The organism is Parabacteroides sp. merdae-related_45_40, from assembly GCF_001915675.1.
This window is the reverse complement of record NZ_MNQY01000039.1, coordinates 20,721-35,230: the sequence shown is the minus strand read 5'-3', so window position 1 is coordinate 35,230 and position 14,510 is coordinate 20,721. Positions and strand designations below refer to the sequence as shown.

Here is a 14,510-nt window from a genome sequence, read left to right as displayed (position 1 = left end):
AAGATATGCCTCATACAATTAACCACCAAATACTATTTTATCATTATATGATACTATTCCGTCACAGATAATTCATCTATTTTGCAAATTAGTTTAAAATCATGTTTTAAATCCTAAAACGAGTACGTGCATATTTTTCACGATATTCGGTAGGAGTATTACCTTTTCGTCGCTTAAAAGCCCGATTGAAATTCGATAAGTTATTAAAACCAGATTTATAGCATATTTCTGCTATTGTATCACTTGTGTCAATCAGTCGGCAAACCGCTTCAGCTATACGAATGTCATTCAAATTGTCGATAAAAGTTTTTCCCGTCCACTTTTTCAGAAACCGAGTAAGCGACGCTTCGCTCATATTTATTAACGAAGCAAGTTCGGACAATAAAACCGGACGCTGATAATTTTCATGCAAAAACAACATGATCGTATCCAGACGGTCATTATCTATATTGCTAAAGTTTTCTACAGTATTGATAGCATTTAACTTGCGTGCCTTTTCATCTAACGACAAAGTCTTGAGTATTTCTATCAAACGTAATAAATTGTGAAACGAATCCGGTTTATCACTCGATAGCTTTTTAAGTTCGGGTTGAATACGCAAAATCATTTCACGGCTAAAGACAAGACCGCACGAGGCTTTCTCAAACATATCCTTTATAGTCTTGAAATGACGCTTGTTGATAAAACTATCGAAAAGAGAGGCATGGAACTGAATTGTTATTTCCAAAATATCCGTACTCAGACATTTGTGATTTGAATAAGCATGCTTGGCTCCACCTGCAACCAATAACAGATCAAGCTCTTCCATCTCCTCCACCGAATCACCAACGATTCGAATCGCGCCAGCAGCATTCTCCAAATAGTTCAGTTCAAATTCCGGATGCACATGAAGCGGATAGGAAAAACTACGCTTAGGTCGCTGCATCACCAGAAAACAATCTTCCGGTGAAAGCGGCGTAATTTCTCTTAATACATCTACGGAACCCATAACATTTACTGAACAATTATTCTCGATATAACAGGACAATGGTCTGAAGGATATAAGTTATCCAGACTTTCAGCCAAAACACCATGACGAAGTACTTTGACATTACCTTTTACAAAGATATAATCAATCCATACACGTTCGTCCAAAGGAACACGCCCATAATCGTGAAAAGTCCACTCAGGTCCGTAGCACAAAGGAGCCAATGTACGGGCATGTGTCAAATGTCGCGGATCTTTTTCGTCTGTTAAAACTTTAATCGGATCATCAGTCGGAACAGCATTAAAGTCACCAGTAACAATCACCGGTAGATTTCTGGAAAGCAACTTCACCTGCTTTAAGACTAAAGAAGCCCCTTCATGACGAGCAACCTGTCCCATGTGATCCAAATGAGTGTTCAGAAAGAAAAACTCTTTTCCGGATTTCTTATCTTTGAATATCGCCCAAGTCGCAACACGCTCACAAGCGGCATCCCAGCCTTTTTTGCCCACGGCATTCATATCTTCCGCCAGCCAGAAATTGCCACTTTTGACAACAGAGAAACGATCCTTTCTGTAAAGGATAGGAGAATATTCACCTTTTGTCTTACCATCTTCACGCCCCACCCCGACATAACCATAGTCCGGCAAACAGTCCAATAAATCCGTCAACTGATTATGCAAGACTTCTTGCGCACCAAACATATCGACATCATAAAACTTGATCACATTGGCAGCCAGGTCTTTCCTATACTCCCACCAGTTAGCCCCGTCAGACTTTGTACTCATGCGAATATTAAAAGACATCACATTCATTTCATTATCAAGATGTTCAGCAAAAACAATATTCGTCGAGATCAAAAGGGTGAACAAATAAAATAGTACTTTCTTCATATATGATTTATTTTAATTATCAAGATAATACACAAATATAAGGACTCTGATTTTATTAAACAAATAACAGAAAATAAAAAAGGGCTACCGAATATCGGTAACCCTTCTCTTTTATTTATTCCGCATTTTACTCATCGTCTCTGTCCATAGTATTGAAATCTACGACATTCTTACGATTTGCAAAGATACGTTCGAACTCATCTTTAGCACCGACAACCAATTTGTCGAAATCACGCTGGCCTGTACCGGCAGGAATCAAATGACCACAGATAACGTTTTCTTTCAAACCTTCCAGACGATCCACTTTTCCATTGATAGCAGCTTCATTCAGCACTTTAGTTGTTTCCTGGAAAGATGCGGCAGACATAAAGCTATTTGTCTGCAAAGCGGCACGAGTAATACCCTGAAGAATCTGGTTAGCCGTAGCAGGAACTGCATCACGGACTTCAACCAATTTCAAGTCACGACGTTTCAGCATACTATTCTCATCTCTCAACTTACGAACAGTCACGATCTGACCTGCCTGCAATGTCTGAGAATCTCCCGGATCCGTCACAACCTTCTTGCCCCAGATACGATCGTTTTCATCCATTACCTCCAGCTTATCAACCACCTGCTGTTCCAAGAAGCGAGTATCTCCCGGATCGATGATTTCAACCTTACGCATCATCTGACGAACGATTACCTCGAAATGCTTATCGTTAATTTTTACACCCTGCAGACGGTATACGTCCTGGATTTCATTTACGATATATTCCTGAACAGCCGTCGGTCCCATGATTGCCAGGATATCAGACGGAGTAGTCGCACCATCAGACAGAGGCATACCTGCACGAATATAGTCATTTTCCTGAACAAGCAGTTGCTTGGACAGAGGCACCATATATTTCTTTACTTCACCCAATTTGGATGTAACAGTAATTTCACGGTTACCACGCTTGATCTTGCCGAAACCAACTTCACCATCGATTTCAGAAACGACAGCCGGGTTAGACGGGTTACGAGCCTCAAACAATTCCGTTACACGAGGCAAACCACCAGTAATATCACCGGCTTTACTTACTGCACGCGGAATCTTGACCAAGACTTCACCCGCCTTAACCATATCGCCCTCGTCTTTTACAACGTGTGCACCCAACGGTAATGAATAATTCTTCAGATAGTTTCCGTTTTCATCCACGATGTGTGCAGCCGGAGCTTTTGTCTTATCTTTAGATTCGATAATGATCTTTTCTTTCAAACCGGTCGTTTCGTCACTTTCAACATTGTAAGTAACATTTTCAACCAAACTTTCGAATTCGATCTTACCGGAAACTTCCGATACGATAACGGCGTTGAACGGGTCCCATTCGATAATAACATCCCCCTTCTTGATTGTATCTCCATTCTTGAAGAACAATTTGGAACCATAAGGAATATTGTGAGCCAGTAATACGATCTTCGTTGTCGGATCGACAATACGGAGTTCAGCCAAACGGCTGACAACAACCTGGAATTTCTTACCGTTTTCTTCGCTATCCACAGCACGAAGTTCTTCGATTTCCAGAACACCGTCATATTTAGAAGTGATACTGTTTTCTGTTGCCACGTTAGATGCGATACCACCGACGTGGAATGTACGCAGTGTCAGCTGAGTACCCGGTTCACCGATTGACTGTGCTGCGATAACACCCACAACCTCACCTTTCTGAACCATCTGGTTCGTAGCCAGATTACGGCCATAACATTTCGCACAAACACCTTTCTTGGATTCACAAGTCAATACAGAGCGGATTTCAACACTTTCGATCGGAGAATCTTCGATCTTTTTAGCCGCATCTTCACGAATTTCTTCACCGGCCCGAACGATTACTTCTCCTGTCAACGGATGAATAACATCATGAACGGAAACACGCCCCAAGATACGTTCACCCAGACTAGCGATCACTTCATCATTGTTCTTCAATTCCGTACAAACCAAACCACGCAACGTACCACAATCTTCTTCATTAATGATCACATCATGCGATACGTCAACCAGACGACGAGTCAAATAACCAGCATCAGCAGTCTTCAAAGCTGTATCGGCCAAACCTTTACGAGCACCGTGAGTAGAGATAAAATACTCCAACACGGACAGACCTTCTTTAAAGTTAGAAAGGATCGGGTTTTCAATAATCTGACCACCTTCTGCACCACTTTTCTGCGGTTTTGCCATCAAACCACGCATGCCGGACAACTGACGAATCTGTTCTTTAGAACCACGGGCTCCAGAATCCATCATCATATAGATAGAGTTGAAACCATCATTATCAGCAGTCAACTGCTTCATCAATGTATCGGACAACTTGCTGTTAACATGTGTCCAAGTATCAATAATCTGGTTATAACGTTCGTTGTTGGTAATGAACCCCATGTTATAGTTGTTCATAATCTGTTCAACTTCGTCATAACCTTCTTTCACCAACGCCTCTTTTTCAGGTGGGATCAGAACGTCAGCCAAGTTGAAGGACAAACCACCTTTGAAAGCCATATAATAACCCAGATTCTTGATATCATCCAAGAACTGAGCCGTACGGGCAACACCACAAGCCTTGATCACCTTACCGATGATATCACGGAGAGCTTTTTTACCCAATACTTCATTAATATAACCGACTTCTTCCGGAACAAATTCATTGACCATTAAACGCCCGACAGAAGTTTCGACCATTTTCTTAACCGGATTACCTTCCTTGTCTATGTCGTTCACATATACTTTGATCGGAGCATGGATATCCACTTTCTTTTCATTATATGCGATCGTTGCTTCTTCCGGCCCATAGAAAACAAGACCTTCACCTTGTGTTCCCTTGCGCATTTTGGTTATGTAGTACAAACCTAACACCATATCCTGGGAAGGAACAGTAATAGGTGCACCGTTAGCCGGATTCAGAATGTTATGAGAAGCAAGCATCAACATCTGTGCTTCCAATACGGCCTCGTTTCCTAAAGGCAAGTGAACAGCCATCTGGTCACCGTCGAAGTCGGCGTTGAATGCCGTACATGCCAACGGGTGCAACTGAATAGCTTTACCTTCGATCAACTTTGGCTGGAATGCCTGAATACCCAAACGGTGCAGTGTCGGTGCACGGTTCAGCAATACCGGATGTCCTTTCATTACGTATTCCAAAATATCCCAAACCACCGGCTCCTTACGGTCGACGATCTTCTTAGCAGACTTAACCGTTTTTACGATACCGCGTTCAATCAATTTACGGATCACGAAAGGCTTATAAAGTTCGGCTGCCATATTCTTTGGCAGACCACATTCATGCATCTTCAATTCAGGACCTACAACGATAACCGAACGGGCCGAATAGTCAACACGTTTACCCAACAGGTTCTGACGGAAACGACCTTGTTTACCTTTCAAACTGTCGGAGAGAGACTTCAACGGACGGTTAGCATCTGTCTTAACAGCACTCGATTTACGAGAGTTATCAAACAAAGAATCCACAGCTTCCTGAAGCATACGTTTTTCATTACGTAAAATAACTTCGGGAGCTTTAATATCGATTAATCGTTTCAGACGGTTATTACGGATAATAACACGACGATACAAATCATTCAAATCGGAAGTAGCGAAACGGCCACCATCCAACGGAACCAACGGACGCAGTTCTGGAGGGATAACAGGTACAACCTTCACGATCATCCATTCCGGTTTGTTACGCCCTCTGGATGCACGGAAGGACTCAACAACCTGTAAACGTTTCAATGCTTCGTTCTTACGCTGTTGCGAACCGTCTGTGCTTGCACGATGGCGCAATTCGTAAGACAAAGAATCTAGGTCCAGACGAGCCAACAAATCATAGATGGCTTCAGCACCGATCTTTGCGATGAACTTATTCGGATCCGTATCTTCCAACATCTGGTTTTCCTTTGGCAGGTTATCCAGAATCTGCAAATATTCTTCTTCCGAAAGCAAGTCCAATTCAGCAATAGTGTCTACACAACCCGGCTGAATCACGACATAACGTTCGTAATAGATAATAGAATCCAGTTTCTTGGTCGGCAAGCCTAACAAGTAACCGATTTTATTGGGCAGGGAACGAAAATACCAGATATGAGCAACAGGTACAACCAAATGAATGTGTCCCATACGTTCACGACGTACTTTTTTCTCTGTAACTTCTACCCCGCAACGATCGCAGACAATACCTTTATAACGAATACGCTTGTATTTACCGCAATGGCATTCATAGTCCTTGATAGGACCGAAAATACGCTCACAGAAAAGACCGTCACGCTCAGGTTTGTACGTACGATAATTAATCGTTTCCGGTTTTAAAACTTCACCACTAGAGTTCTCAAGAATCTCTTCAGGGGAAGCCAGACCGATGGTTATTTTTGAAAAGTTACTCTTTATCTTGTTTTCTTTTCTAAAGGCCATATTTTTTATTTATAAAGAGTTATCAATGAGTAAGTAGATGAGCCGAAACTCATCTACTTATATTGTTTTTGAATTAATCCAGAGTAAAGCTTAAACCAAGACCTCTCAGCTCGTGCAGCAATACGTTCAGAGATTCAGGGATACCCGGTTGTGGCATCGGATCACCTTTCACAATTGCTTCGTAAGCCTTAGAACGTCCAACAACGTCGTCAGATTTGATCGTAAGAATTTCCTGAAGAACATGTGCAGCACCGAAAGCTTCCAGTGCCCAAACTTCCATCTCTCCGAAACGCTGACCACCAAACTGTGCCTTACCACCCAGAGGCTGCTGAGTAATAAGAGAGTACGGACCGATTGAACGAGCATGCATCTTATCGTCAACCATGTGACCCAACTTCAGGAAGTAAGTAACACCCACTGTAGCCGGCTGGTCAAAACGTTCACCTGTTCCACCGTCATACAAGTAGCTCTTACCGTAACGGGGTAATCCGGCTTTGTCCGTCCATTCGTTCATATCATCTAATGTTGCACCATCAAAGATAGGAGTAGCAAATTTAACCCCCATCGTCCGGCCTGCCCAACCTAACACAGCTTCAAAAATCTGTCCTAAGTTCATACGAGAAGGTACACCCAGCGGATTCAAACAGATATCAACCGGAGTTCCATCTTCAAGGAATGGCATATCTTCCTGACGGACGATCTTGGAAACAATACCCTTGTTACCATGACGACCGGCCATCTTATCCCCAACCTGGATCTTACGTTTCTTAGCAATGTAAACCTTAGCCATTTGAACAATACCAGTAGGCAGTTCATCGCCGATCGTAAGATCAAATTTCTTACGTCTCAACTCAGCATCCAGTTCCTTATATTTCTTCAAATAATTCAGAATCACCTGCTTGATAAGTTCGTTCTTATCAGCATCGGCAGTCCATTTACTTACTTGGATAGAATTATAATCCAATTCTTCCAGAGCCTTGCGAGAGAACTTAACTCCCTTCGCAATAATCTCTGTATTCATATAGTCTTTAACTCCCTGAGAAACCTTACCATTAGTCAAAACCAACAGTTTATCAACCAACAAGTTCTTCAGGTCAGCCATCTTCATTTCGTATTCCTCATCCAATTTAGGAAGAATAGCCTTGTCTGTCAGTCTGGACTTACGCTTCTTGATGGCTTTCGAGAATAAAGCAGTTTCAATAACTACACCACGAAGAGACGGGGTTGCTTTCAAAGAAGCATCTTTCACATCACCAGCCTTATCGCCGAAAATTGCACGAAGCAATTTTTCCTCTGGAGAAGGATCAGATTCACCCTTCGGAGTAATCTTACCAATTAAAATATCACCCGGTTCAATACGAGCACCCACACGGACAATACCACTTTCATCCAAATCCTTAGTTGCTTCTTCGCTGACATTCGGGATATCGGAAGTCAACTCTTCCATACCACGTTTCGTTTCACGAACCTCCAAAATGTATTCGTCAACGTGAACTGAAGTAAAGAAGTCTTCACGGACCATACGTTCGTTCAAAACGATAGCATCCTCATAGTTGTAACCCTTCCACGGCATATATGCCACTTTCACGTTACGTCCCAAGGCCAACTCACCATTCTGAGTAGAATAACCTTCCGTCAGGATATCGCCAGCCTTCACACGCTGACCACGATGACAGATCGGACGCAGATCGACAGTCGTACTTTGGTTAGTCTTACGCCACTTCGGAATATTGTATGTCTTAACCGCATCTTCGAAACTTACGAATTCTTCATCTTCCGAGCGGTCATATTTGATCTTGATACAAGTTGCATCCACAAATACAACTTCTCCCTCACGTTCAGCCATGATCTGGGTACGTGAATCACGAGCAACCTGCGCTTCGATACCTGTACCAACGATTGGAGCATCCGTACGCAGCAAAGGAACAGCCTGGCGCATCATGTTAGATCCCATCAATGCACGGTTAGCATCGTCATGTTCCAAGAACGGAATCAAAGAAGCCGCAATAGAAGCAATCTGCTGTGGAGCAACGTCCATCAAATCGATCTCCGTAGGAGGCACGACCGGGAAATCAGCTTCAAAACGAGCTTTCACTCTATCACGAACAAACTTGCCGTTATCATCCAATGGAGCATTCCCTTGGGCAATCGTCAATTCTTCTTCTTCTTCTGCAGTATAATATTGTAAACCTTCCTCAGAAAAGTCCACCTTACCATCAACAACCTTACGGTACGGAGTAGAGATAAAACCAAGATCGTTAATCTTAGCATATACACACAAAGAAGAGATCAAACCGATGTTCGGTCCCTCAGGAGTTTCAATTGGACAAAGACGACCATAATGCGTATAGTGTACGTCACGAACCTCAAATCCAGCACGTTCACGAGACAGACCACCCGGTCCCAATGCAGACAAACGACGTTTATGCGTAATTTCAGCCAGTGGATTTGTCTGGTCCATAAACTGAGACAAAGCATTCGTTCCGAAGAATGAGTTAACGACAGAAGAAATAGTCTTCGCGTTAATCAAATCAATCGGAGTAAACACTTCATTATCGCGTACATTCATACGTTCACGAACCGTACGAGACATACGAGCCAAACCAATACCGAACTGGTTGTACAGCTGTTCGCCCACTGTACGCACACGACGGTTGCTCAAATGGTCGATATCATCAACGATCGCTTTCGAGTTGATCAACTCAATCAGATACTTGATGATCTCGATTATATCTTCTTTTGTCAAAACCTTAATATCATCGCTGGTAGTAAGGTTCAACTTCTTATTAATTCTGTAACGGCCAACTTCACCTAAATCATAACGCTTTTCAGAGAAGAACAGGTTCTGAATAACTTCACGGGCACTTGCTTCATCTGCAGGTTCTGCATTTCGCAACTGACGATAAATATACAGGACAGCTTCCTTTTCAGAGTTACTAGGGTCTTTCTGAAGCGTATTATAGATGATAGCATAATCTGAAAGATTCTGGTCCTCACGATGTAATAGAATGTTTTGCGTGCCAGATTCCAGAATAGCCTCAATATTGTCGCTATCGAGAACCGACTCACGGTCGATGATAACGTCATTACGTTCAATAGAAACAACCTCACCGGTATCTTCATCTACGAAATCTTCCACCCAAGTCTTCAAAACACGAGCAGCCAGTTTACGACCGATCAGCTTCTTCAGGTTAGCTTTCGAAACTTTTACTTCTTCAGCCAGATTAAAGATCTCGAGAATGTCTTTATCGCTTTCAAAACCAATAGCTCTTAAAAGGGTTGTTACAGGTAATTTCTTTTTACGGTCGATGTAAGCATACATCACATTGTTGATGTCAGTTGCAAACTCGATCCAGGAACCTTTAAAAGGAATGATACGCGCTGAATACAACTTCGTACCATTGGCATGTGTACTTTGTCCAAAGAATACACCCGGTGAACGGTGCAATTGTGAAACCACAACACGCTCCGCACCATTTATCACGAAAGTGCCCCTTTCCGTCATATACGGAATCGGGCCCAGATATACGTCCTGTATCACTGTATCGAAATCCTCGTGATCAGGGTCTGTACAATACAGTTTTAACTTCGCTTTTAAAGGCACACTATAGGTTAACCCGCGAGCAATACATTCGTCAATCGTATAGCGAGGCGGATCTATATAGTAATCTAAGAACTCCAACACAAAATTGTTACGCGTATCTGCTATCGGAAAATTCTCGGCAAATACCTTATACAATCCCTCCTTTTTTCTCTTTTCAGGAGGTGTGTCAAGTTGAAGAAAGTCTTGGAATGACTTCAATTGTACTTCGAGAAAGTCCGGATATGGGAACTGATTTTTGATCGAAGCAAAATTAACTCTTTGGTTTTCAGCTGTTGAAGACATCTAGTAAGGAATTTATTGAACTTATTGAAATTATAGACACAAAAAGGTTAAGAATCTCCTTTAAGGGAGACTCTTAACCAAATCACCTGATTACCAGGTTATAAATACTATTTAAGCTCAACTTCAGCTCCAGCTTCTTCCAACTGTTTCTTCAATGCTTCAGCATCAGCTTTAGCGATTCCTTCTTTGATAGCGCTAGGAGCACCGTCAACCATATCTTTAGCTTCTTTCAAACCAAGACCAGTTAATTCTTTTACTAACTTAACGATAGCCAGCTTGTTTGCACCAGCTGCTTTCAATACTACGTCAAAAGAAGTTTTTTCTTCTGCAGCGGCAGCAGCGCCACCAGCAGCAGGACCAGCAACAGCAACAGCTGCAGCTGCAGGTTCGATACCATATTCTTCTTTCAGGATTGTAGCCAGTTCGCTAACTTCTTTTACGGTCAGGTTTACTAATTGTTCTGCAAAAGCTTTCAAATCTGCCATTTTTGTATGATTTAAATGTTTGTTTATCTGTGTAAATTAAAAAAATTATCTTTCTTCCAGAGTCTTCAACAGACCATGGATAGTTTGTCCTGATGACTGAAGAGCAGAGATAACGTTCTTCGCCGGAGATTGCAACAACATGATAACATCTCCGATAAGTTCGTTTTTGCTCTTGATATTTACCAAGGCTTCGAGATTTTCTGCACCGATATAGAAACTTTCCTGTACATAGGCAGCTTTCAATTCCGGCTTAACAGGAGCATCCTTTTTAGCATCTTTAGTAAATTCCTTAATCAGACGAGCGGGAGCATTAGCAGTCTGTGAGAACATCACAGCTGTATTGCCTTTCATTGCAACCTGCAGAGGTGAGAAATCACCTTCTACATTTTCCAATGCCTTTTTAAGCAAGTTATTCTTTACAACAACCAACTTGATCTCTTTCTTGAAACATTCCCGTCTCAATTTGCTGGTTTTCTCAGCATCCAATGCTTCGATGTCAGTCAAATAAAAGTTAGGATATTCCTTTACGATCTCAGTCAGTTGACCTATAATTAAGCCTTTATCTTCCTTTTTCATTGTCCAATAATTTTAATTAGTTTTCTTCAACTGATTTGGGGTCAATTTTAATACCCGCACTCATTGTACTTGAAAGATAAATGCTCTTTATATATGTACCTTTAGCTGCAGACGGTTTCAACTTCAAAAGAGTTGAAATAAATTCCTTAGCATTGTCACGAATCTGATCGGAATTGAAAGAAATCTTACCGATTGAAGTGTGAACGATACCGGATTTGTCTACCTTAAAGTCGATCTTACCTTGCTTAACTTCTTTCACTGCGTTTCCAATTTCATTGGTAACCGTACCACTCTTTGGGTTAGGCATCAAACCACGCGGGCCTAATACTCTACCCAGAGCACCAATCTTACCCATGATAGAAGGCATAGTGATAATTACGTCAATATCAGTCCAACCGCCTTTAATCTTTTCAATATACTCGTCCAATCCAACATAGTCAGCACCTGCAGCAGTAGCTTCAGCTTCCTTGTCTGGTGTACATAATGCGAGAACCCGAACCTGCTTACCCGTTCCGTGAGGCAGTGAAACCACACCTCTCACCATTTGGTTAGCTTTACGAGGGTCAACACCTAAACGAACATCAACATCTACAGAGGCATCAAACTTAGTAGTAGTAATTTCTTTTACCAAAGCTGAAGCTTCTTTCAATGTGTACGCTTTCCCAGCTTCAATCTTGCCCAAAGCCAACTTTTGATTTTTTGTAAGTTTACTCATCTCAATTGAAGTTTATTAATTATTACCCGGGAATGTCCCTTTAACAGTGATACCCATACTTCTTGCTGTTCCGGCAACCATTCTCATAGCTGACTCGACAGTGAAGCAGTTCAGATCGACCAACTTGTCCTCTGCAATAGTTTTTACCTGATCCCAAGAGATTTCTGCAATCTTCTTACGATTCGGCTCAGCAGAACCACTCTTCTGTTTGGAAGCTTCCAACAACTGGATAGCAACAGGAGGAGTTTTTACAACAAAGTCGAAAGACTTATCGGCATAGTAAGTGATTACAACAGGTAATATCTTACCGGCCTTGTCTTGGGTTCTGGCATTAAATTGCTTGCAAAACTCCATAATATTAATACCCTTAGAACCCAGAGCAGGTCCTACAGGGGGAGAAGGGGGGGAGAAGGGTTTGCTGCTCCTCCTTTAATCTGCAATTTGATTTGTCCAGCAACTTCTTTAGCCATTGTTTCTAAAATTTTTTAGATATATAACATCGATAACTTTTAAAGAAAGACAGTACTTTTCGTAACAAAAGCACTTATTCCTTCTCCACTTGCATATAACCCAACTCAAGCGGTGTTTTACGTCCGAAAACTTTTACCATCACTTTAAGTTTCTTTTTCTCGGCATTGACCTCCTCAATCACACCAGTGAAGCCATTAAAGGGTCCAAAAGTGATTTTCACATTCTCACCAACATAAAACTGAATATCTAGGTCATCCTGCTGTTCCTGCAATTCATCAACCGTACCTAAAATACGACTAACTTCTGCCGGACGCAAGGGAACGGGGTTATCCGATCCACCCAAAAAACCGATTACGTTAGGAATGTTTCTCAATCGATGAGCGACTTCTCCAACCAAAGCGGCTTCTACCAAAACGTATCCAGGCAAGTAAGCGCGTTCTTTCATCACCTTCTTACCATTACGTACCGTAAAAGTCTTTTCAGTAGGAATCAAGACCTGTGACACATACTCACCTAAGTCAGTATTCTTCAACTCAGCCTCAAGATACTCTCTGACTTTATTCTCCTTGCCACTAATAGCACGCAGAACATAAAATTTCTTTTGAATATCAGACATACTTTAAACTGATTAAAAGATTTTCTCGTAGAAGAAACGCATCACACCCTCAAAGCCTAAATCAATAACAAAGATTAATGCCGCGATTATAAGGGAAGCAAACATAACAACCACAGCACTATTGGAAAGCTCTGTTCTCGTAGGCCAAGAAACTTTATAAACAAGTTCGTTATAAGATTCCTTAATATAATTAATTATCTTTTTCATCGAATCTATAGATTTTTAGCACGGAACGAGAGGCTCGAACTCCCGACACCTGGTTTTGGAGACCAGTGCTCTACCAACTGAGCTAGTTCCGTAAAATAGCCAGCCCTAAAAAAGACTGGCTACATTTTATATGTTTGAATTAGTTTTCTAATTCTGTGATCTGACCAGCACCTACTGTACGACCACCTTCGCGGATAGCGAAACGAAGACCTACATTACAAGCTACCGGATAGATCAGTTCAACGTCAATTGTAACGTTATCACCTGGCATTACCATTTCAGTTCCTTCCGGAAGAGTGATCTCACCAGTTACGTCCAATGTACGGATATAGAACTGAGGACGATATTTGTTGTGGAACGGAGTGTGACGACCACCTTCTTCTTTCTTCAAGATATAAACCTCAGCTTTGAAACGAGAATGTTCTTTTACCTGACCCGGGTGGCAGATTACCATACCACGTTTGATTTCGTTCTTGTCGATACCGCGAAGCAACAAACCAACGTTGTCACCAGCTTCACCCTGATCCAGTAACTTACGGAACATTTCAACACCTGTAACAACAGATTTCTTTCCGTCAGCACCCAAACCGATGATCTGAACTTCATCACCAACTTTTACAATACCAGTTTCGATACGACCAGTAGCAACTGTACCACGACCAGTAATAGAGAATACGTCTTCGATAGGCATCAAGAAAGGCTTGTCAACTTCACGCGGAGGCAGCGGAATCCAAGTATCGCAAGCTTCCATCAGTTCCATTACTTTTTCTTCCCATTTCGGATCACCGTTCAAAGCACCCAGAGCAGAACCACGAATGATCGGAGTGTTATCACCATCGAAATCATAGAATGAAAGAAGTTCTCTCATTTCCATTTCAACCAGTTCCAACATTTCTTCGTCGTCCACCATGTCACATTTGTTCATGAAAACAACCAATCTCGGAACGTTTACCTGACGAGCCAACAAGATGTGCTCGCGAGTCTGAGGCATAGGACCATCAATGATAGCACCGTCCATCTGAGCAGCACCAGTTACCATGTTCTTTACGTAGTCGGCGTGACCCGGACAGTCTACGTGAGCATAGTGACGGTTTGCAGTCGAATACTCTACGTGAGAAGTGTTGATAGTGATACCTCTTTCTTTTTCTTCAGGAGCGTTGTCGATTGAGTCGAATGAACGCAATTCTGAAAGACCTTTCTTTGCCAATACTGTTGTGATAGCAGCTGTCAAAGTTGTTTTACCGTGGTCAACGTGACCAATCGTACCAATGTTCACATGTGGT

10 protein-coding genes, 1 tRNA gene and 1 pseudogene (1 of these 12 only partly in view) are annotated in these 14,510 nt (G+C 42.0%); all 12 read right to left on the bottom strand.

Going from position 1 to position 14,510, the window contains the following annotated elements; all coding sequences use genetic code 11:
• Positions 1-106 precede the first annotated feature (106 nt).
• A complete protein-coding gene (locus tag BHV83_RS03795; protein WP_005637129.1) occupies positions 107-988 on the bottom strand; it encodes an AraC family transcriptional regulator in 882 nt (293 codons plus the stop codon).
• Positions 989-993: 5 nt separating this feature from the next.
• Positions 994-1,857 (bottom strand): endonuclease/exonuclease/phosphatase family protein, encoded by an 864-nt coding sequence (locus BHV83_RS03790; RefSeq protein WP_122205305.1) that lies wholly within the window; start codon positions 1,855-1,857, stop codon positions 994-996.
• A 127-nt stretch (positions 1,858-1,984) separates the two neighbouring features.
• The gene (gene rpoC / locus BHV83_RS03785; protein ID WP_005637131.1) at positions 1,985-6,271 is read right to left on the bottom strand and encodes a DNA-directed RNA polymerase subunit beta'; all 4,287 of its coding nucleotides are present in this window, start codon (positions 6,269-6,271) and stop codon (positions 1,985-1,987) included.
• A gap of 73 nt (positions 6,272-6,344) precedes the next feature.
• A complete protein-coding gene (rpoB, locus tag BHV83_RS03780) occupies positions 6,345-10,157 on the bottom strand; it encodes a DNA-directed RNA polymerase subunit beta (protein ID WP_286756351.1) in 3,813 nt (1,270 codons plus the stop codon).
• Between the two features lie 107 nt (positions 10,158-10,264).
• Complete coding sequence (gene rplL / locus BHV83_RS03775; RefSeq protein ID WP_005637133.1) at positions 10,265-10,642, bottom strand: 50S ribosomal protein L7/L12; 378 nt, start codon at positions 10,640-10,642, stop codon at positions 10,265-10,267.
• Positions 10,643-10,687: 45 nt separating this feature from the next.
• Positions 10,688-11,218 carry a 50S ribosomal protein L10 gene (gene rplJ / locus BHV83_RS03770; RefSeq protein ID WP_005637134.1) on the bottom strand — a complete coding sequence of 177 codons (531 nt, stop codon included), beginning with the start codon at positions 11,216-11,218 and terminating at the stop codon, positions 10,688-10,690.
• A 16-nt stretch (positions 11,219-11,234) separates the two neighbouring features.
• Entirely contained in the window at positions 11,235-11,933 is a 699-nt protein-coding gene (gene rplA, locus BHV83_RS03765) for a 50S ribosomal protein L1 (protein WP_005637135.1), read from the bottom strand.
• 15 nt (positions 11,934-11,948) lie between these two features.
• Positions 11,949-12,403: pseudogene (gene rplK / locus BHV83_RS03760) on the bottom strand (50S ribosomal protein L11).
• 74 nt (positions 12,404-12,477) lie between these two features.
• Positions 12,478-13,020, bottom strand: coding sequence for a transcription termination/antitermination protein NusG (nusG, locus tag BHV83_RS03755; protein ID WP_005637137.1), 543 nt, complete (start codon positions 13,018-13,020; stop codon positions 12,478-12,480).
• A gap of 12 nt (positions 13,021-13,032) precedes the next feature.
• Positions 13,033-13,227 carry a preprotein translocase subunit SecE gene (secE, locus tag BHV83_RS03750; protein WP_005637138.1) on the bottom strand — a complete coding sequence of 65 codons (195 nt, stop codon included), beginning with the start codon at positions 13,225-13,227 and terminating at the stop codon, positions 13,033-13,035.
• A 19-nt stretch (positions 13,228-13,246) separates the two neighbouring features.
• Positions 13,247-13,319, bottom strand: a tRNA-Trp gene (locus BHV83_RS03745).
• A 47-nt stretch (positions 13,320-13,366) separates the two neighbouring features.
• Positions 13,367-14,510 carry the 3' portion of an elongation factor Tu gene (gene tuf, locus BHV83_RS03740; RefSeq protein WP_502687956.1) on the bottom strand. The gene runs 44 nt beyond the window's last position, so only the last 1,144 of its 1,188 coding nucleotides appear in the window; the start codon falls outside the window, past its right edge — the gene reads right to left on this strand; it ends in the stop codon at positions 13,367-13,369.